Below are 26,656 nucleotides of genomic sequence, written 5' to 3'. Positions count from 1 at the left end.
CCTTTCGGCTCTGCGGGTGCGGGGCGCCGTGGATCGCCGGCATGCGCCGCGCACGCATGGTCTGCGCACGGGCACGCAAGCGGCACGACGTGTGCCGACATTGCCAGCGGATGATCTTGTATATACAACTTGCGAGGTATCGGTGATTACCCGAAATCGGCCGATTTTCGAAATTGTTCGAACCTTCGGGATACGTTCGACCGGTTTGATCGAAAGCGGGATGTCGGATGAATGAAAGCTCAGGTGCGTGCGGGCGACGCCTGATCGGGCTCGGCCGTCATGTCGGCGGCGGGAAGCAGGTTCAGCATGCGTCGGGCGGCCTCGATGTCACGCACATGCAGCCATTCGTCGTAGTCGTCGCGACGCAGCATCACGACGCCCCGCTTCTCTTCGCCCGGCCGATGCATCCGCGCGAACAGCGGGTGCGAGTCGGCGTTGACCGTGAGCATCGCCATGCCTACGCGTTCACGGCCGTCGTCGCCTTCGTAGCGCCGCCAGATGCCGGCGACGCAGCATGGTTGCCAGCCGTCGACGCCGATCCGCTGCCACACGTTGTGACCGGTTTCGTAGCAGGGTTCGACGATCCAGCGCACCGGAATCAGGCAGCGCTGTCCGTTGCGCCACGCATGGCCGTAGAGCCGCGACGAGCCGACCGTTTCCGCGCGCGCGTTCATCGTGTCGAGTTTCTTCCTTCGACGGCCGTTCTCGTCGACTCGCTCCGGCTGCATGAATTTCGGCCAGAAGCCGAACACGGCCGCGACGACTTCCAGGCCATCGCCATTGGCGCGCGCGACCGGCGCCGCGTAATCGGGATACACGTCGGGTGCCCACGGGTCGCGGCGATACAGATCGCCGATGCCGATCTTCAGTTCGCTGATGCCCGGGTCTTCGTCAGGGGCGCGGTAGTGAGTGCACACGGCTCGGCGGACGATGGGAAGCCATGTTTCCATCGTAGGTCAGCGTGGGTGCCGTGGTCACGCCATTGTTTGGTATGACGAAACAGTTTTACGAAGCGATGATGCGCCGCGCGTTGCCCGCCCCGTGCCGTCACGCGAGCGGCCCGATCCGCAGCGTCAGGATTTCGTCGCCAGCGTCGTCGAGCGTCCCGGTCGGCGTCCAGCCCAGATGCCGGTAGAAGCCATGCGAGCGCGACGCGGGATCGGTCGAGCACCCCAGAAACAGCGACGTGAAGCCGTTCGCCGCGAATTCGTCGATCACCTGCCGCAGCAGCCGCTTGCCGATCCCCGCCCCCTCGTACTGGGGCAGGATCGCGAGCACGACGATCTCGCCCAACTCGGTGTCGCCGAAGCAGTAGCCGGCCATGCGCCCGTTCGCGCAGCAGACGTGGCCCGAGAACAGGCCACGGCGGATCCCGTCGCCCCAGCTTTCGACGGTGACGCCGAGGCCGCGCAACTGCGCTTCGGTGAAGGCGTTCTCGCGCGTCCTGCCGCGCAGTGCGATGCACGCAGCCGCATCGTCGGGAACGGCCTTGCGCCAGGTGAGCTCAGTCATCGTTCGTTTTTTCCATGGTCCGCCGCCGGCGCGACGCATGCAGGCAGATCAGCTCCAGCGCAATCGTCGCGCCGGCCAGCGACGTGATTTCCGCATGATCATACGGCGGCGACACTTCGACCACATCCATGCCGACCAGGTTGATGCCTTCGAGGTGACGCAGGATCTCGAACGCCTGATGGCTCGACAGCCCGCCCGAGACCGGCGTACCCGTGCCCGGCGCGAACGCCGGATCGAGGCAGTCGATGTCGAAGGTCAGATACACGGGATGGTCGCCGACCCGCTCGCGAACGCGCGCGGCGATCGCCGCGGGCGTCGATGCATGCACATGGCGCGCATCCACGATGTCGAAGCCCATCGGTTCGTCATTGGTCGTCCGGATGCCGATCTGCGCCGACCGGTCGGGCACGACCCACCCCTCCCGCGCCGCGTGATAGAACATCGTGCCGTGATCGATGCGCTTGACGTCGCCGTCGGGCCACGTGTCGGTATGCGCATCGAAATGCACGAGCGACAGCGGCCCGTGCACCTTCGCATGCGCCTTCAGCAGCGGATACGTGATGAAGTGATCGCCGCCGAGCGTCAGCATCGCGCAGCCCCGCGCGAGGATCGCGTCGGCATGCCGCTCGATCGCGCCCGGCACCGATTCGGGCTGCCCGAGATCGAATGCGCAATCGCCGTAGTCGACCGCGGCCAGCACGTCGAACGGATCGAACGACCACGGCCACGGGCGCTCCCACGCGATGCCCGTCGATGCGATCCGCAACCCGCGCGGGCCGAAGCGCGTGCCGGGCCGGTGCGATGCGGCGGAATCGAACGGCACGCCGGTGATCGCCAGGTCGACGCCGTCGAGGTCGCGGCTGAAACGACGGCGCATGAAACTCGTCGCGCCCGCGAAGGTCGGTTCGGCCTGCGTGCCGTAGAGGCTGTCGCGCGTGAATGCGAAATCGTTCTGGCTCATCGTCGGATTCCTGTCCGTAGGGGAACGGCCGCGCGGCGGGCGACCTCGTGCCCGATTCTGCCGTCACGGCTTCCGACGAAAAATATGAACTAACATAAGCCGACTTCACGAAACGCGATGTATCGCCATGCTGACCCGATTGAGAGACATGGATTTGCAGTTGCTGCGGCTCTTTCTGACGATCGTCGAAAGTGGCGGCTTCAGCGCCGCGCAGGGCTCGCTCGGGATGGCGCCTTCGACGATCAGCACGCAGATGGCCAAGCTCGAGACGCGTCTCGGGTTCCGACTGTGCGATCGCGGCAAGAGCGGCTTCCGGCTGACACCGAAGGGCGAACGCGTGCTGCAGTCGACGCGGCGGCTCCTGCATGCGATGGACGTGTTCACACGCGATACGCAGCACGTGTCGGGCACGTTGCTCGGCGAGCTGCGCATCGGGCTGTCCGAGCGGCTCGCACCGGACGTCGTCGAATCGATCGCGGCGGCCGTCGGCGGCTTCCGCGAACGCGCGCCGGACGTGCTGATCGAGATGATCGCGGTGCCGCCCGACGAACTGGAGCGCCGGCTGCTGAAGGGCGAACTGCAGCTCGCGATCGGCTACTTTTCCGGCCACCAGGCCGGCCTGCACTACGCGCCGCTGTTCGTCGAGCACCAGTCGCTTCACTGCGGCGCCCGGCATCCGCTGTTTGCGAAAAAGACCGTGTCGGTCAACGACATCGCGAACGCGAGCAACGTCGCGCGGCTCTACAAGACGAATACGTCGGGTGCGGTGCTGCGCAACGCGCAGCCGACCGCGTTCTCCGAAAACGTCGACGCCGACGTGATCTTCATTCTCTCCGGCGCGCATGTCGGCTTCCTGCCCGACCACGTCGCGGCGCCGTGGGTTGCCGCGGGCAAGATGCGCCGGCTGCTCGCGAGCAAGCTGAGCCATACGGTCGAATTCCAGCTCGCGACACCGCGGAACTGTGACGGCAGCGAAGCGCTGGAAGCGTTCACGGCGGCGCTCGCCGAACAGTTCGGCGGGCTCGACGGCTTCGCGGGTCGGTGACCGGCGCGCGCCCGCCCGTTCTGCATCAGACGAGCTGGTCCGACGCGATGACCTGCACGCCCGGCCGCGCGTCGATTGCCGCATCGAGCATCGCGCGGGCGATCCGCGACGCGGGATTCACGCGCCACTTCGCCGGCAACACGGGGCGGGCCAGGTTCAACACGGACACCAGCAACCGCTCGCCGAACCTGAATTCGTCGCGGCTGCCGCCGATCAGGCCGGGCCGCACATAAGTGAGCGACGCGAACCCGACGCCGGCGAGCGCCTGCTCGACCTCGCCCTTCACGCGGTTGTAGAAGATGCGCGACGCCGCATTTGCGCCGAGTGCGGAATTCAGTACGTAAGCCGGTGTGCCGTAGCGGTGTGCGAGCCGCGCGACCGCGATCGGATAGTCGTGGTCGACGCGCCGGAATGCCGCCTGGGAGCCGGCGGCCCGCATCGTGGTGCCGAGCGTGCAGATCACGGCATCGGCATGCCACCAGTCGGCTGCGTCGGGCAGATGGTCGAAATCGACTTCGAGCGCGCGCATCTTCGGATGCGGCGACAACGGGCGGCGCGCGAGGACGATCACCTGATCGACCCGCGCATCGGCGAGCGCGACTTCGAGGACGTGACGCCCGACGAGTCCGGTCGCGCCGACGAGCAGCAGTTTCATGTCCGGTTCTTCCGTGTGGAGCCTGCGTTGGCGGGCCGGGAACGGCCCGGTTTCCAGCTTCCCACATGATCGTCGGCCGCCCCGGCGCCGACAACCTTCCAACATCTCGAAAAATTACAGACCGCGCTCAATCCGGATCGCTAAATTGATGCGGCACGCCATCGGCCGCAGTTCATCCACGCCTCGATTCGTCGCATTTTCACAATTGATTTAGCATCCTTGATCGCATCTAATCTCTAGAAACAAAAGTTTCCTGGATATTCATACGATATCTCAATATCAACCAACGAAAGAAAGCGCATTCATTTTTCGCTGCTTTGCATTACGCATATATTCCACTCCGTAAGATTCATCTGATTCGTCTGATGGTCAACGGCGGCATCGGGCATTCGTGGTGATGCGATGCGGGCCGGCGCATGACGGGGTCCAGGCCCGCCCCGCCACAGCAACGAAAAAGCCCGTGAGCACCTGGTTGCTCACGGGCTTTGTTACGTCTGCGATGCCGTGCGTGGGACGCGTCAGACGTGCAACGCATGCCCGAGCGCACGCAGCGCGGCTTCCTGAAGCGCTTCGCCGAGCGTCGGATGCGCGTGGATCGTGCCGCCGATGTCCTCCAGCCGCGCGCCCATCTCCAGCGACTGCGAGAACGCCGCGGCCAGTTCCGACACGCCGCGCCCGACTGCCTGCCAGCCGACGATCAGGTGGTTGTCGCGCCGCGCGACGACGCGCACGAAGCCGTCGGTCGCCTGCAGCGTCATCGCACGGCCGTTTGCCGCGAACGGGAACGACGCGCTCACGCAATCGACATCGGCCGCACGCGCGTCGTCCGGCGACCAGCCCGCCGTGACGATCTCCGGATCGGTGAAGCACACGGCCGGGATCGACGCGGGCATGAACTTGCGGCGCTTGCCGGCGATCAGCTCGGCCACCAGCTCGCCCTGCGCCATCGCGCGATGCGCGAGCATCGGCTCGCCGGCCACGTCGCCGATCGCCCAGACGTTGCGCATCGAGGTTCGGCATTCGTCGTCGATCCACAGCGCGCGGCCGTTGCGATCGAGCGGCAGCGACTCGAGCCCGAAGCCGTCGACCCGCGGCCGGCGGCCGACCGCGACCAGCACGCGATCGGCCTGCAGCGTCTGCTCCGCGCCATCGGCGGCCTGCACGCGCACCGCGCCGTGTTCCGCGAGTCCGAGCACCGTGTGGCCGAGCAGCAGCCGCACACCCAGCCGCGCGAGCGAATCGGCGACCGGCCGCGCGAGTTCGGCATCGTATGCAGGCAACACGCGCTCCGCCGCTTCGACGACGCTGACGTCGACGCCGAGCTTGCGGTAGACGATCCCGAGTTCGAGCCCGATGTAACCGGCGCCGACGACGACCAGCCGCTTCGGCAACGTCTCGGGCGACAGCGCCTCGGTGGACGACACGACATGGCCGCCGAACGGCATCGACGGCAGCGCGACCGGTTCGGAGCCGGTCGCAAGCAACAAGTGCTCGCAGCTGATTCGCGTCGTGTGGCCAGCGGCGGCGACGTCGACGGTCTTGCCGTCGACCACGTGCGCATCGCCGTGCAGCACGCGCACGCCGTTCTTCTTGAGCAGCGCACCGACGCCGCGCGTCAGCCGGTCGACGATACCGTCCTTCCACGCGACGCTTTTCGCGATGTCGATCTCGGGCGTGCGCACGCGAATCCCGAGCGCGCCCTCGCCCGCGTGGCCGCGGGCCTGTTCGAATGCGTCGGCCACGTGGATCAGCGCCTTCGAGGGAATGCAGCCGATGTTCAGGCACGTGCCGCCGAGCCGGTCGCGCTCGACGAGCACGGTCGGAATGCCGAGCTGGCCGGCGCGAATCGCGGCGACGTAGCCGCCCGGTCCGCCGCCGATCACGAGCAGCGTGGTGTGTTCATTCTTCATCGCGCTCACTCCACGAACAGCAGTGCCGGGCGCTCGAGCACCGCGCGCACGGCCTGGATGAATTCGGCCGCGTCCGCGCCATCGACGACGCGATGGTCGAACGACGACGACAGGTTCATCATCTTGCGTGCGACGATCGCACCATCGCGGATCATCGGCCGCTCGACAATGCGGTTCACGCCGACGATGCCGACTTCAGGATGATTGATGACCGGCGTCGACACGATGCCGCCGAGCGCGCCGAGGCTCGAGATCGTGATCGTCGAGCCGCTCAGCTCGTCGCGGTGCGCGCGGTTCGCACGCACTGCTTCGGCGAGCCGCGCGATTTCGGCGGAAATCGACCACACGTCACGCGCTTCGGCATGACGCAGCACGGGCACCGTGAGGCCACCGTCCGTCTGCGTCGCAACACCCATGTGCACCGCACCGTAGCGCGTGACGACACCCGCTTCGTCGTCGAAACGCGCGTTGATCTGCGGGAAGTCGCGCAACGCGATCACCATCGCGCGGATCAGCAGCGGCAGCGGCGTGAGCTTGCCGCGCGTGTCGCCGTAGCGGCGGTTCAGATCCGTACGCAGCGATTCGAGCTCGGTGACGTCGATCTCCTCGACGTAGCTGAAGTGCGGAATGCGGCGCTTCGCTTCCTGCATCTTGCGCGCGATCGCACGCCGCAAGCCGATCACCGGGACTTCCGTCTCATCGTTGCGTTCGTCGTAGCCATGCGCCTGCGCTGCGCGTGACCCGCGCGCCGCACCGCTGCCGGTGCGCGCATACGCATCGAGATCCGCATGCAGGATCCGCCCTGCCTCACCGGTGCCGCGCACATAGCGCAGCTCGATGCCCATGTCCCATGCGCGCTGGCGCACGGCCGGCGACGCGAGCGGCCGTTCACCCGGCGCGAGCGCCGCGCGCGGCGGTTCCACGTGCGCCGTGTGCTCGGCATGCTTCGCACGACGCGGCTCCGCCGGTGCGTGCTTCGCAGCCGGCTTTGCCGACGATTCCGCCGGCGCCTCGGCCACGGCCTTCGACGGCGCCGCCGCGACCGGTGCGGTTTCTACCTTTGATTCCCGCACCGGTGCGCCGGCCTTCAGGTTGCCGTCACCTTCGATCTCGAGGCGGATCAGCTCGCTGCCGACCGCCATCATCTCGCCGATCCGGCCGCCGAGCTCGATCACCTTGCCCGTCACGGGCGACGGAATCTCGACCGCCGCCTTGTCGGTCATCACATCGGCGAGCGGCTGGTCTTCCTTGATCGTCTGCCCGACTTCCACGTGCCAGGCCACCAGTTCGACCTCGGCAATCCCTTCGCCGATATCCGGCATCTTGATGACATGAATCCCCATCTCACGCCTCCATCACGCGTCGCAACGCTTCACCGACCCGGGCCGGGCCCGGAAAGTACGCCCACTCCTGCGCATGCGGATACGGCGTATCCCAGCCCGTCGTGCGCTCGACCGGCGCCTCGAGGTGGTAGAAGCAATGTTCCTGGACCAGCGACACCAGTTCCGCGCCGAAACCGCAGGTGCGCGTCGCCTCGTGCACCACGACGCAGCGCCCGGTCTTGCGCACCGACGCGACGATCGTGTCGAGGTCGAGCGGCCACAGCGTGCGCAGGTCGATCACCTCCGCGTCGATGCCCGTCTCCTCGGCCGCGGCGAGCGACACGTGCACCGTCGTGCCGTAGGTCAGCACCGTCACGTCGTTGCCGGGTCGCACCACGGCGGCCGTATCGAGCGGCACCGTGTAGTAGCCCTCGGGCACCGCGCTTGCCGGATGCTTGAGCCACGACGTCACCGGCCGATCGTGATGGCCGTCGAACGGCCCGTTGTACAGCCGTTTCGGCTCGAGGAAGATCACCGGATCGTCGTTCTCGATCGATGCGATCAGGAGCCCCTTCGCGTCATACGGGTTCGACGGCATCACCGTGCGCAGCCCGCACACCTGCGTGAACATCGCCTCCGGGCTCTGGCTGTGCGTCTGGCCGCCGTAGATGCCGCCGCCGCAGGGCATGCGGATCGTCATCGGCGCGATGAACTGGCCGGCCGAGCGATAGCGCAGCCGCGCGCCTTCCGACACGATCTGGTCGGACGCCGGGTAGAAATAATCGGCGAACTGGATCTCGCACACCGGGCGCAGCCCGTAGGCGCCCATCCCCACCGCCGCGCCGACGATCCCGCTTTCGGAGATCGGCGCATCGAACACGCGCGACTTGCCGTATTTGTTCTGCAATCCTTCGGTACAGCGGAACACGCCGCCGAAATAGCCCACGTCCTGCCCGAACACGACCACGTCGCTGTCGCGCCCGAGCATCACGTCCATCGCGGAGCGCAGCGCCTGGATCATCGTCATCGGCTGCGTTGCCGTGCCTGTCTCTTGTTGCGCCATGATCACGCTCCCAGTTCCTGGCGCTGACGGCGCAGGTGCGCGGGCAGCTCCTTGTACACGTCGTCGAACATCGAAGCCGGCGACGCAATCCTGTCATCGGCCAGCGTCCCGTATTTCTCCGCTTCCTTCTGCGCGGCGATCACCTCGGCCTCGAGCTCGGCCGTCAACGCTTCGTGCGCGCTGTCGGACCAGATGCCCTTGACGATCAGGTGGCGCTTGAAGCGCTCGATCGGATCGCCGAGCGGGAAATGGGACCAGTCGTCGCTCGGCCGGTACTTGGTCGGATCGTCCGACGTCGAATGCGCACCCGCCCGGTAGGTCACCCACTCGATCAGCGTCGGGCCGAGATTGCGGCGCGCGCGTTCAGCGGCCCAGCTCGACGCCGCGTAGATCGCGAGGAAGTCGTTGCCGTCGACACGCAGCGACGCGATCCCGCAGCCGACGCCGCGCCCCGCGAACGTCGTGCCTTCGCCGCCCGCGATCGCCTGGAACGTCGAGATCGCCCACTGGTTGTTGACGACGTTCAGCACGACCGGCGCGCGGTACACGTGCGCGAACGTGAGCGCGGTGTGGAAGTCGGATTCGGCTGTCGCGCCGTCGCCGATCCACGCGGACGCGATCTTCGTATCGCCCTTGATCGCCGACGCCATCGCCCAGCCGACCGCCTGGATGAACTGCGTCGCGAGGTTGCCGGAAATGGAGAAGAAGCCCGCGTCGCGATCCGAGTACATCACGGGGAGCTGGCGGCCTTTCAACGGGTCGCCTTCGTTCGACATCAGCTGGCAGATCATCCGCTCGAGCGGTACGTCGCGCGCGATCAGGATGCTCTGCTGGCGGTAGGTCGGGAAGCACATGTCGCCGTCGCGCAGCGCCATCGTGTGCGCGGTGCCGATCGCCTCTTCGCCGAGGCTCAACATGTAGAAGGAGATTTTCTTCTGACGCTGCGCGATCATCATGCGCGCGTCGAAAATGCGGGTCTTGAGCATCGCGCGCAGGCCGGCGATCAGCCGCGCATCGTCGAGATCCGGCGCCCACGGGCCGACGGCCTTGCCGCTGTCGTCGAGCACGCGCACGAGGCTGCGAGCGAGATCGGCGGTGTCCGCCGCGGCAACGTCGATCGGCGGGCGGCGAACCGCGCCGGCCGGCGATAGATGCAGATAGGAAAAGTCCGTCTTGCAGCCCGGGCGCCCGGTGGGCTCCGGCACATGCAGACGCAATGGCTCTGACAGGCTCATCGTGTCGTCTCCACGCTCGATTGTGTCTCACGCTGATTAGGAACGCGCGGCCGGTTGCCGGCCTGCGCGCGAGCTGGCGTGCGGATAGGCACGTCAACCTTGGAAATTTAGGCGTTGCGGCGGCGGACGTCGATGACCAACCCGCTCGACCACGATGAGCAGATTTGCCATGTTGCGGCGCGGTCGGCCCATGGCTCCGGCTTGCGGGGATCGGGGTCGAACGACGAATGGAAGGAGCGGGCCCGCCGGATCGAGTTCCGACGATACAACGCAAAAGACCCCGCGAAATTCCGGATTCCTGCGGGGCCTTCGTGGATGCGAGCGAGGCGGACGATCGCGCGGGTCGCGCGGGTCGCGCGCGATTCGGGATGCGTTACGGCACGCGCTGCGTCACGCGCCGGGGCGGGCGATGTCGAACCGGCTGTCGGGCCGGACATGGGCATAGGCGGACGGGCCGCCCGCACGAAGAATGATGCCCGCGCCAAAGGTGTCGAAGATCCCGTCCTTCAGCAAGTCGTTCCGGATATGCACCGCGACGACCTCGCCCAATACCAGCGAAGCCGCCGTCTCGACGCCCCGGTGGTCACGCAGCCGAATGACATCGGTCACCTTGCATTCGAAGTTCACGCCGCTTTCCGCAACGCGTGGCACGTCGACCAGGCGCGACGGGATCGCGGTCAGGCCGCCGAGTTCGAACTCGTCGACACCGTACGGTACTGCGGCACAGGTCTGGTTCATCCGGTGGGCAAGATCGCGAGTCGCGAGGTTCCAGACGAACTCCCCCGTCTCCTGTGCGTTGCGCAGGCTGTCCTTCGCGGAGACACTCGAAAAGCCGATGATCGGCGGATGGTAGTTGAATGCGTTGAAGAAACTGTACGGTGCGAGGTTGACCGTACCGTCGTTGCCGCGGGACGAAATCCAGCCGATCGGGCGCGGACCCACGATCGCGTTCAGAGGATCATGCGGAAGGCCGTGGCCTTGCGACGGTTCGTAAAAGTGATAGCTCGAGTCGGTCATGGCGGGTGGTCGCGCGCAAGACAACGCGCGTTGAAGTCAATTGGCGGGACGTGCGTGCCGAGTATTGCATGGCGTTGCTTTCGTCGCAGCGACGCGGCAAGCGAACGCGCATGAATCGCCTGGATGACACCCGCATCGGGCAATACCCTCGTGCAATAAAAAGCCCGCGAGCGCATGGCTTTTCGCGGGCTTTCGTGCCGTCATCGAATCGCGCTGGACGCGATCGTGGTGCCGGGGACCGGACTCGAACCGGCAAGCCAGTTAAGGCGGCGGATTTTCGTCACACTGCTTCTTTCAAAGCCGGCGTCGCGTGCGCGTTGCCGTTCGTGCGCTGGACTATGCCTTCACCGTCGCGCGCGGGCGTGCCTGCTGCCCGTGCGCCTTAGGCGCCCCCCGTCTAGTCTCTACACCTTCCTCGCGGATGCCGCGAGGCTTGGCTCGGCGTTGCCTCGATGCGCGCATCAGGGGTTTCGCCGAATTTGAAGGGTTCTGCACCGACCGTTTCCGACCGGGCACTCAATCGTTTAAGTCCGCTATGTTTACCAATTTCATCACCCCGGCAAGAGGGCGGACGGGATTCTACCATTGCTTGCGCATGCGTTCCCTTATTCTGCGGCGCCGCCTCACGTCGCGTCCCGCCGCCGCACGGATTCATCCTTTGTAATCGACGCCGCCACGCCGCCGCCGGCGATTTCGTCCCGCGCCGCACCATCCTCGATACAATCGAGCCGCGTCGTCCGGCGGCCCTATCCGTCAGACGTTTGTATCGCGCCTTTTGCGAAACAAGCGTCGCCTGCGTCATCGCGGAGTCACAAACGTTTTCGATAATTTTCCGGCCGAAAACGTTTACATCGCGTTATTTCATGACCTCGACCATCAAGGACGTCGCTGCCCTCGCGGGCTTCTCGATCGCTACCGTCTCGCGCGCGATCAACGCCCCGCATACCGTCAGCCCCGCCACACTGCAAACGATCCGCACCGCGATCGACACGCTGCAGTTCCGCCCGAGCCCGCTCGGCCGGCAACTGCGCGGCGAGCGCACGCGGCTCGTCGGTGTCGTCGTGCCGACGTTGTCGAACCCCGTGTTCGCCGACTGCCTGCAAGGCATCGACGAGCGCGCGACCGCAGCCGGCTTCAAGCTGATCCTGATGACGACCGAATACGACGCGGCGCGCGAGCGTCACGCGATCGAGACGCTGCGCGAGCAGCGCGTCGAAGGGCTGATCCTCACCGTCGCGGACGCAGACACGCACCCGCTGCTCGACATGCTCGACCGCGACGGCCCGCACTACGTGCTGATGCACAACGACACGCAGCGCCGCCCGTCGGTATCGGTCGACAACCGCCGTGCCGCATATGACGGCGTGCGGATGCTGACCGCACGCGGCCACCGCCGCGTGTTGATGCTGGCCGGCTCGCTCGCCGCGTCGGATCGTGCACGCCAGCGCCATCTCGGTTATGCGCAGGCACTCGAGGAAAGCGGCGTCGCCACGCTGCCGCCGGTCGAAGTCGACTTCACCGCGCCCGAGCTGCCCGACGCGGTGCTCGCACACCTCACCGCGCAAGCGACGCGCCCGACCGCCCTCTTCTGCGGCAACGACCTGCTCGCGATGGTCGTGATGCGCGGCCTGCGCCGCGCGGGCTTCTCGATCCCGGACGACCTGTCGGTGCTCGGCTTCGACGGGATCGCGATCGGCGAACTGCTCGCGCCGCCGCTCGCGAGCGTCGCGACGCCGAACCGCGACATCGGCCGCCACGCATGGCAGCGTCTCGTCGAATGCATCGGCGGCGCAGCGATCGAACGCACGTCGCTGATCCTGCCGCACGTGGTGCGCGACGGCGCGACGGTCGCCCCGCCGGCCACCGACCTGCAATTGCGCAAGGCCTGAACGCGCGCACCACACCACGACATACGCACACCACCACGCCACCCCAGCGCCTCACCCTCGCCCGGAGACCTACCGTGTCCTTTCGCCTGACCTCGCTGCTGCGCGCGCTTGCCGCGCCGCTCGCCTGCGCCGCGCTCGTCGCCGGCGCACCCGCCGCCCACGCCGACGAAACGGCGATCTGCTACAACTGCCCGCCCGAATGGGCCGACTGGGCCGCGCAGATCGCGGCGATCAAGCAGAAGACCGGCATCCGCGTGCCGTTCGACAACAAGAACTCGGGCCAGTCGATCGCGCAGCTGATCGCCGAGCAGAAGAGTCCGGTCGCCGACGTCGTCTACCTCGGCGTGTCGTCGGCGTTCCAGGCGAAGGACAAGGGCGTGATCGCGCCGTACAAGCCCGCGCACTGGAACGATATCCCCGCGAACCTGAAGGACCCGCAAGGCTACTGGTTCGCGATCCACTCGGGCACGCTCGGCTTCTTCGTGAACAAGGACGCGCTCGACGGCAAGCCGGTGCCGCGCTCGTGGGCCGATCTGCTGAAGCCGGAATACAAGGGTATGGTCGGCTATCTCGATCCGTCCAGCGCATTCGTCGGCTACGCGGGCGCGGTGGCCGTCAACCAGGCGCTCGGCGGCAGCCTCGACAATTTCAAGCCGGCGCTCGACTGGTTCCGCAAGCTGAGGGCGAACGCGCCGATCGTGCCGAAGCAGACCGCGTATGCGCGTGTGCTGTCGGGCGAGATTCCGATCCTGCTCGACTATGACTTCGACGCGTATCGCGCGAAATACAAGGACAACGCGAACGTCGAGTTCGTGATTCCGAAGGAAGGCACGATCGCGGTGCCGTACGTGATGAGTCTCGTGAAGGGCGCACCGCACGACGCGAACGGCAGGAAGGTGCTCGACTTCGTGCTGTCGGACGAAGGCCAGAAGCTGTGGGCCAATGCGTACCTGCGTCCGGTGCGCGCCCAAGCGCTCAGCGGCGACATCGCATCGAAATTCCTGCCGGCAAGCGAGTATGCACGGGCCAAATCGGTCGACTTCGGCAAGATGGCGGCCGGTCAGCAGGCATTCGGCCAGCAATACCTGCAGGTGATGCAGTAAATGCTCGACCTGACTTTCCCGCTGCGCTGGCGCGTCGCGCTCGTCGCGCCGGCACTCGCGGTGTTCGCTGCGTTCTGGCTACTGCCGATGGCGGCGCTCGTGCAGGTGTCCGCCGACGGCGCGTTCTTCTCGCACTACGCGGCGCTGCTCGGCAATGCGCGCTACATGAAGAGCCTCGGCGGGACCGTCGCGCTGTCCGCGGGCGTCACGCTCGCGACGCTCGCGCTGTCGACGATCTCGGGCCTCCTGCTCGCACGCCGCGAATTCGCGGGCAAGCGCGTGCTGCTCGCGCTGCTCACGTTCCCGCTCGCGTTCCCGGGCGTCGTCGTCGGCTTCATGGTGATCATGCTGGCCGGTCGGCAGGGGCTGATCGGCATGCTGTCCGCAAAGCTCACCGGCGACAAGTGGGTATTCGCGTACTCGGTCGCGGGGCTGTTCATCGGCTACCTGTACTTCTCGATTCCGCGCGTGATCGTCACCGTGATCGCGGCGGCGTCCAAGCTCGACGCGTCGCTCGAGGAAGCCGCGCGTTCGCTCGGCGCATCGCCGTGGCGCATCTTCGTCGACATCGTGCTGCCCGCGCTCGCGCCGGGCCTGATCGCGGCCGGCGCGATCTGCTTCGCGACCGCGATGGGCGCCTTCGGCACCGCGTTCACGCTCGCCACCGACCTGAACGTGCTGCCGATGACGATCTATACCGAGTTCACGCTGAACGCGAACATCGCGACGGCGGCCGGCCTGTCGATCGTGCTCGGCATCGTCACCTGGGCCGTGCTTGCGCTCGCGCGCCGCTTCACCGGCCACACCGCCGCCGCCGCGGCCTGAGGATTCCTGCATGCCATCGCTTTCCGGCTCTTCCACGCCGTCGCCGGCCCCCGCTCCCGCGCAGGCGAACGGTGTCGCGCGCCGCACGCCGCGCGTCACCGGCGCGCGCGCGATCGCCGCGCTGCAATGGGGCGTCACGCTACTGCTGTGTGCCTTCCTGATCGTGCCCGTCGTGATGTCGGTGCTCGCGGGTCTCACCGTCAACTATTTCCGCGGCCTGTCGAGCGGCCTCACGCTGCGCTGGCTCGAACAGGTGTGGCAGCAGTATCACGGCTCGATCGCGCTGTCGCTTTACGTCGCGTTCGCCACGCTCGCGATCGTGCTCGTCGTCGGCGTGCCGGCCGGCTATGCGCTCGCGCGCAGCAAGAGCCGCGTCGCGCGCGCGATCGAAGAGGCGCTCGTGCTGCCGGTCGCACTCCCCGGCCTCGCGTCGGCGCTCGCGCTGCTGGTCGTGTACGGCGGCTTCACCGCGTTCCGGATGAGCCCGTGGTTCATCGTGGTCGGCCACGTCGTGTTCACGCTGCCGTTCATGGTGCGCGCGGTCGCGGCCGTCGCGGCCGGCGCAGACCTGCGCACGCTCGAGGAAGGCGCGGCCAGCCTCGGTGCGTCGTTCGTCACGCGTTTCGTCACGATCGTGCTGCCGAACCTGCGCCCCGGCATCGTCGCGGGTGCGCTCGCGGTGCTCACGCTGTCGATCGGCGAATTCAACCTCACGTGGATGCTGCATACGCCCGACACCAAGACACTGCCCGTCGGGCTCGCCGATACCTATGCATCGCTGCGCCTCGAAGTCGGCAGCGCGTACACGATCCTGTTCCTGCTGATGACACTGCCGCTGCTCGTCGCGATGCAGTGGCTCGGCGTCGATCCGTCCGGCACGCGCGCGCTCAAGAAGCGCCCGCGCTGAATTTCTCGCAGACATGAAACTCGATTCCACCCCCATCACCCTGACCCGCTGCGCGAAGACGTTCCGCGGCACGCGCGTGCTCGAACCGCTCGACCTGTCGATCGGCGCGGGCGAGACGCTCGTGCTGCTCGGACCGTCCGGCTGCGGCAAGACCACGACGCTCCGCCTGATCGCGGGCCTCGACACGCCGGATGCCGGCGGCACGATCGCGTTCGGCAATGACGACGTGACCGCGCTGCCGATCGAGCGCCGCCAGGTCGGCATGGTGTTCCAGAACTACGCGCTGTTTCCGAACCTGACGGTGCGCGGCAACGTCGGCTACGGGCTGAAGATCCGCAAGACCGAGCCGCGCGCGCTGCGCGAACGCGTCGACGAACTGCTCGCGATGATGCGGCTCGACGCCCATGCGGACAAGCCGATCGACCAGCTGTCGGGCGGCCAGCGCCAGCGCGTCGCGCTGGCCCGCGCGCTGGCGGTGCGACCGCGCGTGCTGCTGCTCGACGAGCCGTTGACCGCGCTCGACGCGAAGCTGCGCGATACGCTGCGTCGCGAGATGAATGCGCTGCTGCGCGAACTCGGCGTGACGACCGTCTACGTGACGCACGACCAGGCCGAGGCGATGGAACTCGGCGACCGGATCGTCGTGATGGGCGCGGGCCGCATCGAGCAGATCGGCACGCCGCGCGACATTTACTACCACCCGGCAAACCGCACGGTCGCGCAGTTCATCGGCACACTGAACCGGCTCGCCGGGCAATGGCGTGACGGCGCGCTGGTGACCACGGGCGGGGCGATCGCGACGCCGCACGCCGCCGACGAGTGGTTCTTCCGCCCCGAGGATGCGCAACTCGCCGATCCCGCGCATGCGCCGCTGCGCGGCGCGGTCAGTGCGTGCGCGTTCCTCGGCGAGCGCACGCGGCTCACGATCGAGCATGCGGCCCCCGACGCGCTCGTGATCGACGTGCCGGGCCGCATCGCGCTCGCACGCGGTACGGCAGTCGGCCTCGCAATCGCACCGGAAGGCCTGATCGCGCTCGGCGCGTAATCCATCATTCCGGCATCATTCATGCAGCTCCCCACCGCGGCGCACGACGCCGCGACAACAATCAGACGATTCCGAGGAACGACGATGCTGCTTGCTCAAATCAGCGATCTCCACATCAAGCGTCCGGGCCAGCTCGCGTACCGGCGCGTCGACACCGCGGCCGCGCTCGCGCGCTGCATCGCAAGACTGAACGCGCTCGAGCCGCGCCCCGACGCCGTGCTCGTCACCGGCGACCTGACCGACTTCGGCCACGATGAAGAGTACGGCCACCTGCGCGGGCTGCTCGCGACGCTCGAGATTCCGTACTACCTGATGATCGGCAATCACGACGACCGCGCCGGGCTGCGCCGCGCGTTCGCCGATCGCGCCGAGCTGCAGGAGGGCGAATTCGTGCAGTACGCGCTCGACGTCGGCGCGGTGCGCGTGCTGGCGCTCGATTCACAGGTTCCCGGCGCCAGCCACGGCGACCTGTGCGACGCACGGCTCGCGTGGCTCGCCGCGCAGCTCGACGCTGCGCGCGACCGGCCCGTGATCGTCGCACTGCATCACCCGCCGTTCGTGGCGGGAATCGGCCACATGGACAAGCTGCGCCTCGCACCCGCCGCCTCCGCCAAACTCGACGCGCTGCTGCGCGGCCATCCGAACGTCGAGCGCGTGCTGTGCGGCCATGTGCACCGCACGATGTTCACGCGCTTCGGCGGCACGATCGCAGCCGCGGTGCCGTCGCCCGCGCATCAGGTCGCTTTCGACCTGCGGACCGATGCGCCGTCCGCCTTCCGGCTCGAACCGCCGGCGTTCGCGGTTCATCGCTATGCGCCCGATACGGGGATGACGTCGCATCACGTGTATGTCGATGAAGGGGCCGGACCTTATCCGTTTTATGAACCGACGGGCGAGCTGGTCGACTGACGGGTTGAAGCACGCACGATGACGGGCGGCGGCCGGCCGGTTATGCCGGTTACGCTGGTTTGGCCGATTGGCCCCCGTCCGGCAGGATTCACGTCGCTCCGGTATGATCGGCAGCCTTGAGCGGCGCCCTGCCCGCCTGCGCACCCGACGCGTGCGCCGCGCGCCGCGCCGCCCCACTTCCGTCCGCGCAGCCATGTCCACCGCCTCCACCGACCGTCCGACCGACGCCGCCTCGCCCCACTATTCGCGCAGCCTGCTGTTGCTGCTCGCGACGATCGCGGGCGTGTCCGTCGCGAACATCTACTACAACCAGCCGCTGCTCGACAGCTTCCGCTCGGCGTTTCCCGACGGCGCTTCGTGGATCGGCGCCGTGCCGACCGCGACGCAGCTCGGCTATGCGGCCGGCATGTTCCTGCTCGCGCCGCTCGGCGACCGCTTCGACCGCCGCGGGCTGATCCTGATGCAGATCGCCGGCCTGTCGATCGCGCTGATCGTCGCGGCCACCGCGCCGTCGCTGGCCGTGCTCGCCGTCGCGAGCCTCGCGATCGGCGTACTCGCGACCATCGCGCAACAGGCCGTGCCGTTCGCCGCCGAGATCGCACCGCCGGCCGAACGCGGGCACGCGGTCGGCACCGTGATGAGCGGCCTGCTGCTCGGCATCCTGCTCGCGCGGACGGCCGCCGGCTTCGTCGCCGAGTATTTCGGCTGGCGCGCGGTGTTCGCCGCGTCGGTCGCGGCGCTCGTCGCGCTCGCCGCCGTGATCGTGCTGCGACTGCCGCGCAGCTCGCCGACGTCGACGCTGTCGTACGGCAAGCTGCTCGGCTCGATGTGGCATCTGGCGGTCGAGTTGCGCGGGCTGCGCGAGGCATCGCTGACGGGCGCCGCGCTGTTCGCGGCATTCAGCGCGTTCTGGCCCGTGCTCACGCTGCTGCTCGCCGGCGCGCCGTTCCATCTCGGCCCGCAGGCAGCCGGCCTGTTCGGGATCGTCGGTGCGGCAGGCGCGCTCGCGGCACCGTACGCGGGCCGCTTCGCGGATACGCGCGGCCCGCGCGCGATCATCTCGCTCGCGATCGCGCTGCTCGCGCTGTCGTTCGTGATCTTCGCGCTGTCGGGTACGAGCCTCGTCGGGCTCGTGATCGGCGTCGTCGTGCTGGACGTCGGCGTGCAGGCCGCGCAGATCTCGAACCAGTCGCGCATCTATGCGCTGAAGCCCGACGCGCGCAGCCGCGTCAACACTGTGTACATGGTGTGCTATTTCATCGGCGGCGCGCTCGGCTCGTCGGCCGGCGTCGCCGCATGGCACGCGTTCGGCTGGATCGGCATGTGCGCAACCGGGCTGGTGTTCACCGCGCTCGGGGGCTGGTTCCACCATCGCGGCGGCCGGCGCGGCTGAGCGCGACCGGCCACGGCGGCGTCACGCGTCGGCGCGGGGCGCTGCCGGTTCGGCGGCCGGCGGTGTGGCGAACGCCGGTGCCGGGTCGACGACCGCGGCAGGATCCATCACGGCAGCCGGAGCCGGCACGGCCATCGGAACGGCGGAAGGCGCCAGGATCGGCGCCGCATCCGGGATCTCGATCTGCTCGTGCGCCGATGCAGCCTCCGCCGTCGACGCGGCTGCCGCGGCCGCCGAGCTGGCGGCTGCCGCGCGTGCCGCGGGCCGGCGCGCCGGATCAAACACGAACGACAGCCCGACGCTACCCAGGATCGCGACGGTCGCGACCACGGTCGCCATCGTCACCGGCTCGCCAAGCAGCAGCGCACCGAGCGCAACCGCGACGATCGGGTTCACGTACATGCAACTGCTCGCGATGATCGGGCTCGTGTGGCGGATCAGGTAACCGTACGCGACGTACGCGGCCATCGTGCAGAACACCATCAGGTACAGGAACGCGAACACCGGCCCCGCCATCACATGCTCGATGCGTTCGCCGATCAGCCAGGCAACGAGCGTCGAGATCATGCCGCCGAGGCCGATCTGCAGCGACGTGGACAGAAACAGGTCGGACGGCAGCTTGAGCCGCGTCGCGAGATGCGCGCCGCCAGCCCAGAACAATGCGCCGGCCAGCACGCAGATCGTGCCGAGCGCCGAATTCTGCGCGGCCGCGCCGCCCGAGTTCAGCACGACGATGCCGACCATCCCGAGCGCGACGGCGCCCCACTCGCCTTTCGTGACCGGCCGCCCGGCGACCGCCGCGATCACGGTCGCGAACAGCGGCACCGTGGCCACCATCACCGCGGCCGAGCCGCTGCTGACCGAGCTGATTCCGAGCGCGATCGTGCCGGACGACAGCGCGACGAGCATCGTGCCGACGATCCCGGCATTGCGGATTTCGAGCAGCGTCGGCCATTCGGGCTTGCGTCGCAGCGCGAAGATGAACAGGCCGATCCCGCCAAGCAGGTTGCGCAGCCCCGACAGCAGCAGCGGCGGGAACGACTGCAGCGCGAAATGCAGGCCGCTGTAGGTCGAACCCCAGACGAAATAGATGAAGACGAGCGCCAGCGCCACGCGGCCGCCGCGGCTTTGCGGCAGGCGGATCCGGAACGAGAAGCGGGCGAGGAAGTCGAGAAGGCGGTCGAGCGGCGTCATTGCGCAGCCTGCCCGCACGTCACGCCGCGTGCTCCGCTGAAAGACGCCGGCGATGCCGGCAAACGGCCCTGGCGGGGCCGGGAAGGCAGAGCGAACGTGCGGAACGACATGGCAGTGCGAACGGCGGCGAAAGAGAACCGGCAAGCGGCGGCAGAGGGACAAAAAAAACGCGCGCAACCGTTTCGGCTGCGCACGCTCGGCATTATGGCATCACGGATTCGAAAGCAACGTCAGACCTGTCTGAAAGCATCGGGAATGACGCATCCGCACGACAGTGCCTCCGGCGACGATGCACGCCGCGCCCGCCGCACGCCGGGCGCACCGCCTCGTTCGTGTGCCGGATTCGACGCAGGCCGTCATGCGTGCGCGAACGGTTCGTTGCGCCTCAAGTTAACAATCGACATTGCCGTTTACCTTTTTATAACCCTGATCCCAGCATGGATTTGTCAGACATATCGGTTCGCGGCTGGCGCTCGGGGATGGCGGGTTTCTCGTTTCGACATGGGTGGCGGTGGATGAGCAAGTTGACAGGCACAATCAAATTCAAGATCGCGCTCGCATTCGGCGCGTGCTTTCTCTTGATGGTCGCGATCGGGCTGACGGGGGTCCGCGGACTCGCGAAGCTGAGCACGGACATGGACGGGATGTACGCGCTCGGCACCATTCCGGTCGAGGACCTGGCGACGACGCACAGCGCGTCGCTGCAGATGCGCGTGACGCTCGACAGGCTCGCCGGGCAAACGAACCCGAGCGACGTGAAACGCGCCGTCGAGCGCGTGCGCGAATCCGACAAGAAGCTGACCGCCGCGTGGAACGACTACTACCCGGCCAAGGTGACCGCGGACGACGAGCGCAAGATCGCCGACCAGATCGCGAGCCAGCTCGCCGCGTTCCGTTCGCTCGCCGACGCGGCGCTCGCCGCGGCCGAGGCCGGCAACGCCGAGGCCGTCGGTACGACGCTCGACAAGCTGCGCCCGGTCGGCAACGCACTGAGCGACAGCGTCGACTCGGACATCGCGATCAACGTGGCACAGGTGAAGGACGCCGCCGCGCAAGGCAGCGATACGTTCCACCTGCTGCAGTGGGTATCGTTCGGCGTGCTTGCCATCGGCGTGGCGGTGGCGTTCGGCGCGTGGTTCTATTTGCAGCGCGCGATCACGCAGCCGCTCGAAATCGCGATGACGGCTGCCCGGCGCATCGCGGACGGACGGCTCGAAAACCGGCTCGAGACCCGCTCGACGGACGAATTCGGCCGCCTGCTGAGCGCGCTGCGCCAGATGGACACGCAGCTCGCCGGCATCGTGCGCGGCATCAAGACGTCGAGCGAGTCGATCCTGGTCGCGTCGAAACAGATCGCGGCGGGCAACATGGATTTGTCGTCGCGCACCGAGGAACAGGCCGCGTCGCTCGAGCAGACCGCGGCGAGCATGGACGAACTGACCGCGACGGTCAAACAGAACGCGGAGAACGCGATCCAGGCGACGACGCTCGCGACGAACGCATCGCAGATCGCGGACAGGGGCGGCGAAGCGGTCGGGCAGATGCTCGCGACGATGACGGAGATCAGCACGAGCTCGACGAAGATCGCCGACATCACCGGCCTGATCGAGAGCATCGCGTTCCAGACGAACATCCTCGCGCTGAACGCGGCCGTCGAGGCGGCCCGCGCCGGCGAACAGGGACGCGGCTTTGCCGTCGTCGCCGGCGAGGTGCGCAGCCTCGCACAGCGCGCGTCGAGCGCCGCGAAGGAGATCAAGGACCTGATCCAGCGCTCGGCGACGACCGTCCGGGAAGGTTCGACGCAGGCCGAGGCAGTCGGCCGCACGATGAGCGAGATTCAGCAGGCGATCCGCCGCGTCTCGGACATCAACGCGGAGATTGCCGCCGCATCCGACGAGCAGAGCCGCGGCATCGAACAGGTCAACGTGGCCGTGGGTCAGATGGACGAAGTCACGCAGCAGAACGCGGCGCTCGTCGAAGAAGCGTCCGCGGCGGCGCAGTCGCTCGAGCAGCAGGCCGCGGAGCAGAAGCGCGCGATCTCCGTGTTCAGGCTGTCCAGTGAAACGGGTGAAGCCGGCGCCGCCGGCACGATCCCGGCGGCGGCCTCCGCCGCCGCGCACAGGACACAGCGCCCCGCCCCGCCTCGCGCGGCAGCCCGGCCGGCGCTGGCGGCGGCAGGCGCGTCCGGGCCGGCCGACTGGGAGACGTTCTGACGCGGGGCGCAGCGCCGCCTACGATCCGCCGAACCAGTTGTAGCCCTGGTCGACCCAGTAGCCGCCCGGAAACGTATCGGTCACGAAGATCTCCATGATGTGCTTCGGGTTCTTGTAACCGAGCTTGGTCGGCATCCTGAGCTTCATCGGGAAGCCGAATTCCGGCGGCAGCCGCTGGCCGTCGTAGTCGAACGCGAGCAGCGTCTGCGGATGCAGCGCGGTCGGCATGTCGATGCTCTCGTAGTAATCGTCCGCGCATTTGAAGCCGACGTACTTCGCGTGCGTATCGGCACCGGCGCGTGCGAGAAACGCGCCGAACGGCGTGCCGCCCCAGCGGCCGATCGCGCTCCACCCTTCCACGCAGATGTGCCGCGTGATCTGTTCCGCGTGCGGCAGCGCATACAGTTCGTCGAGCGTCCACACGCGCTTGCCCGTCACGCGGCCGGACAGCACGAGTCGATACGTCGACGCATCGACGTGCGGCACGTCGTCGATCCCGTAGTACGCGTTGAACGGGAACGGTCGCGTGATGTCGGCTTCGGTGTAGGTCGGCGCGAGTCGCTCGCCATTGAACAGCCACGCCTGCACGCGGTCGTTCATGCGCGACACCTTCTCGAGGAACGTGTTGACCGACGCATCGTCCTGCAGCGTGCAGCCGGTCAGCATCGTCAGGCCGCCGAGCGTCAGCACGCGCCGGTTGAACAGCCGCCGCGACGGCATCTCGAGCTCGCGGCGCACGTCGAGTTCGAGCGACTTCCGGTCGAGCGTCCAGCGCGAATCGTCGCGCTTGTATTCGGATTCCGACATGATGATTTCCTTCACCCGTAGTTGACGGGTCAGCGCCCACGCAGCATCGCGAGCAGCGAGCGCGGCACCAGCAGCGCCATCGCGACGTGAACGACAATGAATGCGACAAGCAGCGACATCGCCCAGAAGTGCACGACACGCGCGTTGTCATAGCCGCCGAACAATTCGCGCAGCAGCGGGAATTGCACGGATTTCCAGATCGTGAGCCCCGACAGCACCAGCACGACGAGATCGACGATCGCGGTCAGGTAGGCGGCACGCTGCACCGCGTTGTAGACGCTCAGGTCGGCGTGCGACAGCCGCCCGCCCAGCGCGGCACGGATGTCGCGCCAGATCGACGCCGGCGTGACGGGCAGCATCTTGCGCGCGAGGCGCCCCGTCGCGATCGACATCGCGAGGTAGAACAGCCCGTTGCCGACCAGCAGCCACATCGCCGCGAAATGCCATTGCAGCGCGCCGCCGAGCCAACCGCCCAGCGTGATGCCATGCGGAAACACGAACGGCGGATAGATCGGCGACGCGTCGTAGATGCGCCAGCCGGACAGCACCATCAGGATCGCCGCGAGCGCGTTGAGCCAGTGGCTCGCGCGCACCCACAGCGGATGGATCGGGCGCGCGGGCGGCGTGGCGGCCGCGCGGCCGGTGGCAGGAACGGTTTGCATGATGAAGTCTCCCGGAATGGGTCGACGAAGCGCAATGCGGGCGGCCGCCGTGCGACGCACGCGCCGGCCGCGCCGCGCCGGCCTCCGTCAGTTCGACGGCGCCATCTTGTCGCCCGACGACTTGCCCATCTCGTCGTGCGACATCGCGTCCTTCTTCATCGCGTCTTTCTTCATCGCATGCTTCTTCATGCCGTCCTTCTTCATCGCATCATGGCCCATTGCATCCTTGGCCATCGCGTCGTGGCCCATCGCGTCCTTCGACATCGACGAGCCGGGCTGCGACATCGCATCGTTCTGGGCATACGCGCCCGTGGCGATCGTGGCGAAAGCGGCGACGCAAGCGGCAATCAGTACTTTTTTCATGACATCTCTCCACAACATGGGTTTAAGGAGCCGAATAGACGGACGACGTCGCGGGAAATGACAGCCGCTGCGAAAATTTTTTTTGTTTGTGCGAAAGCGCGTCATGTTGCACCGCTTCACCACTGCCGGCCGAGCCGCAGGGCCATGCGGCGGCGACGCGCGCTGCCATTTCGACGGGCCATCGCAACGCCCGCCATGCTGCGGCCGCGCCGGGCTAGCCGATCCTCTCCCGGTTGAAACCGCCGCCAAGCCAGTGTATCTTGTGCGCTGCTAACGCGGGGGTCCTGCAATGCGCCCGGTCAAACAACCGGCATTGCGGGTGAGAAATACCCTTTGAACCTGATCTGGATAATGCCAGCGCAGGGAAGCGTACGGATTTCAACGCCATCCTTCTGACGAAATCCGCCGCCTCACCAAGCCTCGTCTCCTGCTTAGCTCGAGCCCCACATACTTCAAGGGCTCCGGGCAAGCGCCGAAGCGCCTGTCCGGCGCTCGCACAGGAGATTGCATGAACGCCAATCCGAAGTTTCTGTCCGCCGACGCTCACGTCGATGCCGCGGCCGTCGCCCCGCTGCCGAATTCCCGCAAGGTTTATGTAACCGGCTCGCAGCCCGACATCCGCGTGCCGATGCGTGAAATCACGCAGGCCGACACGCCGACCGGCTTCGGCGGCGAAAAGAATCCGCCGATCTACGTGTACGACACGTCGGGCCCCTACACCGATCCGGACGCGAAGATCGACATCCGCGCGGGCCTCGCCGCGCTGCGCCAGGGCTGGATCGAGGCACGCGGCGACACCGAAGTGCTCGGCGGCCTGTCGAGCCGGTACGGCCTCGAGCGCGCGGCCGACCCGGCCACCGCCGACCTGCGTTTCCCGGGCCTGCACCGCAACCCGCGCCGCGCACGGGCCGGCAAGAACGTCACGCAGATGCACTATGCGCGCCAGGGCATCATCACGCCGGAAATGGAATTCATCGCGATCCGCGAGAACCAGCGCCGCGCCGAGTACCTCGAGAGCCTGAAGGCAAGCGCCCCGAACGGCGCGAAGCTCGCCGCGATGATGGGCCGCCAGCACCCGGGCCAGGCGTTCGGCGCGGCGGCGTTCGGCGCGAACGCGCCGGCCGAGATCACGCCGGAATTCGTGCGCTCGGAAGTGGCGTGCGGCCGCGCGATCATCCCCGCGAACATCAACCACCCGGAATCCGAGCCGATGATCATCGGCCGTAACTTCCTCGTGAAGATCAACGCGAACATCGGCAACTCGGCTGTCACGTCGTCGATCGGCGAGGAAGTCGACAAGATGACGTGGGCGATCCGCTGGGGCGGCGACACGGTGATGGACCTGTCGACCGGCAAGCACATCCACGAAACGCGCGAGTGGATCATCCGCAACAGCCCGGTGCCGATCGGCACGGTGCCGATCTACCAGGCACTGGAAAAGGTCAACGGCAAGGCCGAGGACCTCACCTGGGAAATCTTCCGCGACACGCTGATCGAACAGGCCGAGCAAGGCGTCGACTATTTCACGATCCACGCGGGCGTGCGCCTGCAGTACGTGCCGCTCACCGCGAACCGGATGACCGGCATCGTGTCGCGCGGCGGCTCGATCATGGCGAAGTGGTGCCTCGCGCATCACAAGGAAAGCTTCCTGTACGAACACTTCGAAGAGATCTGCGAGATCATGAAGGCGTACGACGTGAGCTTCTCGCTCGGTGACGGCCTGCGCCCCGGCTCGATCTACGACGCGAACGACGAAGCGCAGCTCGGCGAGTTGAAGACGCTCGGCGAACTCACGCAGATCGCGTGGAAGCACGACGTGCAGGTGATGATCGAAGGCCCCGGCCACGTGCCGATGCAGTTGATCAAGGAGAACATGGATCTCCAGCTCGACTGGTGCAAGGAAGCGCCGTTCTACACGCTCGGGCCGCTGACCACCGACATCGCACCGGGCTACGACCACATCACGTCCGGCATCGGCGCCGCGATGATCGGCTGGTTCGGCACCGCGATGCTGTGCTACGTGACGCCGAAGGAGCACCTTGGCCTGCCGAACAAGGACGACGTGAAGGAAGGCATCATCACGTACAAGCTCGCCGCGCACGCGGCCGATCTGGCCAAGGGCCACCCGGGCGCGCAGGTGCGCGACAACGCGCTGTCGAAGGCGCGCTTCGAGTTCCGCTGGGAAGACCAGTTCAACATCGGTCTCGATCCGGACAAGGCGCGTGAGTTCCACGACGAAACGCTGCCGAAGGATTCCGCAAAGGTCGCGCATTTCTGCTCGATGTGCGGCCCGCACTTCTGCTCGATGAAGATCACGCAGGACGTGCGCGAATTCGCGGCGCAGCAGGGCGTGTCGGAATCCGAAGCGCTGAAGAAGGGGATGGAAGTGAAGGCGGTCGAGTTCGTCAAGACCGGCGCCGAAATCTATCACCGCCAGTAAGCGCATGCGCGATCCGGCGCTCCCCGCCGGATCACCTCGCCATGCACGAAGCCCGCTTTCGAGCGGGCTTTTTTGCGCATGTTGCGTGCCTGCCGGCGCATGGGAAAACCACCGGAAACAATTCATTACGAAACCGCGCGAGCCTTAACAAGTCCTTACAGCAGCGCCGGGGGACGGCGCGTAGAT

Annotated in this window: 23 protein-coding genes and 1 riboswitch; of the genes, 10 read left to right on the top strand and 13 right to left on the bottom strand. The window is 67.3% G+C overall.

Annotation, left to right across the window (positions count from 1 at the left end; genetic code table 11):
- Positions 1-239 precede the first annotated feature (239 nt).
- The 3 genes from ACPTTC_RS06450 to speB form a co-directional block, all read right to left on the bottom strand.
- Positions 240-917, bottom strand: coding sequence for an SOS response-associated peptidase family protein (locus tag ACPTTC_RS06450; RefSeq protein WP_423391895.1), 678 nt, complete (start codon positions 915-917; stop codon positions 240-242).
- Between the two features lie 130 nt (positions 918-1,047).
- Positions 1,048-1,512: a GNAT family N-acetyltransferase gene (locus ACPTTC_RS06445; RefSeq protein ID WP_423391894.1), complete on the bottom strand. Its 465-nt coding sequence runs from the start codon at positions 1,510-1,512 to the stop codon at positions 1,048-1,050.
- Positions 1,505-2,473 (bottom strand): agmatinase, encoded by a 969-nt coding sequence (speB, locus tag ACPTTC_RS06440; protein WP_423391893.1) that lies wholly within the window; start codon positions 2,471-2,473, stop codon positions 1,505-1,507. Before speB ends, ACPTTC_RS06445 begins: the two co-directional genes overlap by 8 nt.
- Before the next feature lie 127 nt (positions 2,474-2,600).
- On the opposite strand from speB, the gene ACPTTC_RS06435 reads away from it, so the two are divergent.
- Complete coding sequence (locus ACPTTC_RS06435) at positions 2,601-3,518, top strand: LysR family transcriptional regulator (RefSeq protein WP_423391892.1); 918 nt, start codon at positions 2,601-2,603, stop codon at positions 3,516-3,518.
- Positions 3,519-3,543: 25 nt separating this feature from the next.
- Here the strand turns inward: ACPTTC_RS06435 and ACPTTC_RS06430 are convergent, their stop codons facing one another.
- The 6 genes from ACPTTC_RS06430 to ACPTTC_RS06405 form a co-directional block, all read right to left on the bottom strand.
- A complete protein-coding gene (locus tag ACPTTC_RS06430; protein WP_423391891.1) occupies positions 3,544-4,173 on the bottom strand; it encodes an NAD(P)H-binding protein in 630 nt (209 codons plus the stop codon).
- 518 nt (positions 4,174-4,691) lie between these two features.
- On the bottom strand, positions 4,692-6,083 hold the full coding sequence (gene lpdA / locus ACPTTC_RS06425) for a dihydrolipoyl dehydrogenase (RefSeq protein WP_423391890.1): 1,392 nt from the start codon (positions 6,081-6,083) through the stop codon (positions 4,692-4,694).
- A gap of 5 nt (positions 6,084-6,088) precedes the next feature.
- Positions 6,089-7,426 (bottom strand): dihydrolipoamide acetyltransferase family protein, encoded by a 1,338-nt coding sequence (locus tag ACPTTC_RS06420; RefSeq protein ID WP_423391889.1) that lies wholly within the window; start codon positions 7,424-7,426, stop codon positions 6,089-6,091.
- Between the two features lies 1 nt (position 7,427).
- Positions 7,428-8,468, bottom strand: coding sequence for an alpha-ketoacid dehydrogenase subunit beta (locus tag ACPTTC_RS06415; RefSeq protein ID WP_089483685.1), 1,041 nt, complete (start codon positions 8,466-8,468; stop codon positions 7,428-7,430).
- Positions 8,469-8,470: 2 nt separating this feature from the next.
- Complete coding sequence (locus tag ACPTTC_RS06410) at positions 8,471-9,703, bottom strand: 3-methyl-2-oxobutanoate dehydrogenase (2-methylpropanoyl-transferring) subunit alpha (RefSeq protein WP_175967450.1); 1,233 nt, start codon at positions 9,701-9,703, stop codon at positions 8,471-8,473.
- A 390-nt stretch (positions 9,704-10,093) separates the two neighbouring features.
- Complete coding sequence (locus ACPTTC_RS06405) at positions 10,094-10,720, bottom strand: flavin reductase family protein (RefSeq protein WP_175967447.1); 627 nt, start codon at positions 10,718-10,720, stop codon at positions 10,094-10,096.
- 863 nt (positions 10,721-11,583) lie between these two features.
- Between ACPTTC_RS06405 and ACPTTC_RS06400 the strand changes: the two genes are divergently transcribed.
- The 7 genes from ACPTTC_RS06400 to ACPTTC_RS06370 all read left to right on the top strand — a co-directional run bounded on the left by ACPTTC_RS06400 (position 11,584) and on the right by ACPTTC_RS06370 (position 18,791).
- Complete coding sequence (locus tag ACPTTC_RS06400; protein WP_423391888.1) at positions 11,584-12,609, top strand: substrate-binding domain-containing protein; 1,026 nt, start codon at positions 11,584-11,586, stop codon at positions 12,607-12,609.
- A gap of 74 nt (positions 12,610-12,683) precedes the next feature.
- Positions 12,684-13,712: an ABC transporter substrate-binding protein gene (locus tag ACPTTC_RS06395; RefSeq protein WP_423391887.1), complete on the top strand. Its 1,029-nt coding sequence runs from the start codon at positions 12,684-12,686 to the stop codon at positions 13,710-13,712.
- Positions 13,713-14,537 carry an ABC transporter permease gene (locus ACPTTC_RS06390; protein WP_423391886.1) on the top strand — a complete coding sequence of 275 codons (825 nt, stop codon included), beginning with the start codon at positions 13,713-13,715 and terminating at the stop codon, positions 14,535-14,537.
- A gap of 10 nt (positions 14,538-14,547) precedes the next feature.
- Positions 14,548-15,444 (top strand): ABC transporter permease, encoded by an 897-nt coding sequence (locus ACPTTC_RS06385; protein ID WP_423391885.1) that lies wholly within the window; start codon positions 14,548-14,550, stop codon positions 15,442-15,444.
- 13 nt (positions 15,445-15,457) lie between these two features.
- On the top strand, positions 15,458-16,489 hold the full coding sequence (locus tag ACPTTC_RS06380; RefSeq protein ID WP_175951810.1) for an ABC transporter ATP-binding protein: 1,032 nt from the start codon (positions 15,458-15,460) through the stop codon (positions 16,487-16,489).
- An 84-nt stretch (positions 16,490-16,573) separates the two neighbouring features.
- Positions 16,574-17,398 (top strand): phosphodiesterase, encoded by an 825-nt coding sequence (locus ACPTTC_RS06375; RefSeq protein ID WP_175951809.1) that lies wholly within the window; start codon positions 16,574-16,576, stop codon positions 17,396-17,398.
- A 193-nt stretch (positions 17,399-17,591) separates the two neighbouring features.
- Positions 17,592-18,791, top strand: a complete 1,200-nt coding sequence (locus tag ACPTTC_RS06370) for an MFS transporter (protein WP_423391884.1) — start codon at positions 17,592-17,594, stop codon at positions 18,789-18,791.
- A gap of 21 nt (positions 18,792-18,812) precedes the next feature.
- Here the strand turns inward: ACPTTC_RS06370 and ACPTTC_RS06365 are convergent, their stop codons facing one another.
- Positions 18,813-19,985 (bottom strand): EamA family transporter, encoded by a 1,173-nt coding sequence (locus ACPTTC_RS06365; RefSeq protein WP_423391883.1) that lies wholly within the window; start codon positions 19,983-19,985, stop codon positions 18,813-18,815.
- A 515-nt stretch (positions 19,986-20,500) separates the two neighbouring features.
- On the opposite strand from ACPTTC_RS06365, the gene ACPTTC_RS06360 reads away from it, so the two are divergent.
- The gene (locus ACPTTC_RS06360) at positions 20,501-22,198 is read left to right on the top strand and encodes a methyl-accepting chemotaxis protein (protein ID WP_423391882.1); all 1,698 of its coding nucleotides are present in this window, start codon (positions 20,501-20,503) and stop codon (positions 22,196-22,198) included.
- A gap of 18 nt (positions 22,199-22,216) precedes the next feature.
- Here ACPTTC_RS06360 and ACPTTC_RS06355 read toward each other — a convergent pair whose 3' ends face one another.
- From ACPTTC_RS06355 to ACPTTC_RS06345, 3 genes are all read right to left on the bottom strand, one after another.
- Positions 22,217-23,005 carry a molybdopterin-dependent oxidoreductase gene (locus ACPTTC_RS06355; protein WP_423391881.1) on the bottom strand — a complete coding sequence of 263 codons (789 nt, stop codon included), beginning with the start codon at positions 23,003-23,005 and terminating at the stop codon, positions 22,217-22,219.
- Positions 23,006-23,034: 29 nt separating this feature from the next.
- Entirely contained in the window at positions 23,035-23,667 is a 633-nt protein-coding gene (locus ACPTTC_RS06350) for a cytochrome b/b6 domain-containing protein (protein ID WP_175967427.1), read from the bottom strand.
- A gap of 87 nt (positions 23,668-23,754) precedes the next feature.
- Complete coding sequence (locus ACPTTC_RS06345; protein WP_175032886.1) at positions 23,755-24,030, bottom strand: pentapeptide MXKDX repeat protein; 276 nt, start codon at positions 24,028-24,030, stop codon at positions 23,755-23,757.
- A 267-nt stretch (positions 24,031-24,297) separates the two neighbouring features.
- A riboswitch (TPP riboswitch) is annotated at positions 24,298-24,414 on the top strand.
- Between the two features lie 124 nt (positions 24,415-24,538).
- Here ACPTTC_RS06345 and thiC point away from each other — a divergent pair.
- Positions 24,539-26,470, top strand: a complete 1,932-nt coding sequence (gene thiC, locus ACPTTC_RS06340) for a phosphomethylpyrimidine synthase ThiC (RefSeq protein ID WP_423391880.1) — start codon at positions 24,539-24,541, stop codon at positions 26,468-26,470.
- The last annotated feature ends 186 nt before the right edge of the window (positions 26,471-26,656 follow it).

This window comes from Burkholderia mycopellens (assembly GCF_964265025.1).
GTDB lineage: Bacteria > Pseudomonadota > Gammaproteobacteria > Burkholderiales > Burkholderiaceae > Burkholderia.
The sequence above is the reverse complement of the archived record's forward strand: the minus strand, read 5'-3'. Positions and strand labels throughout refer to the sequence as shown.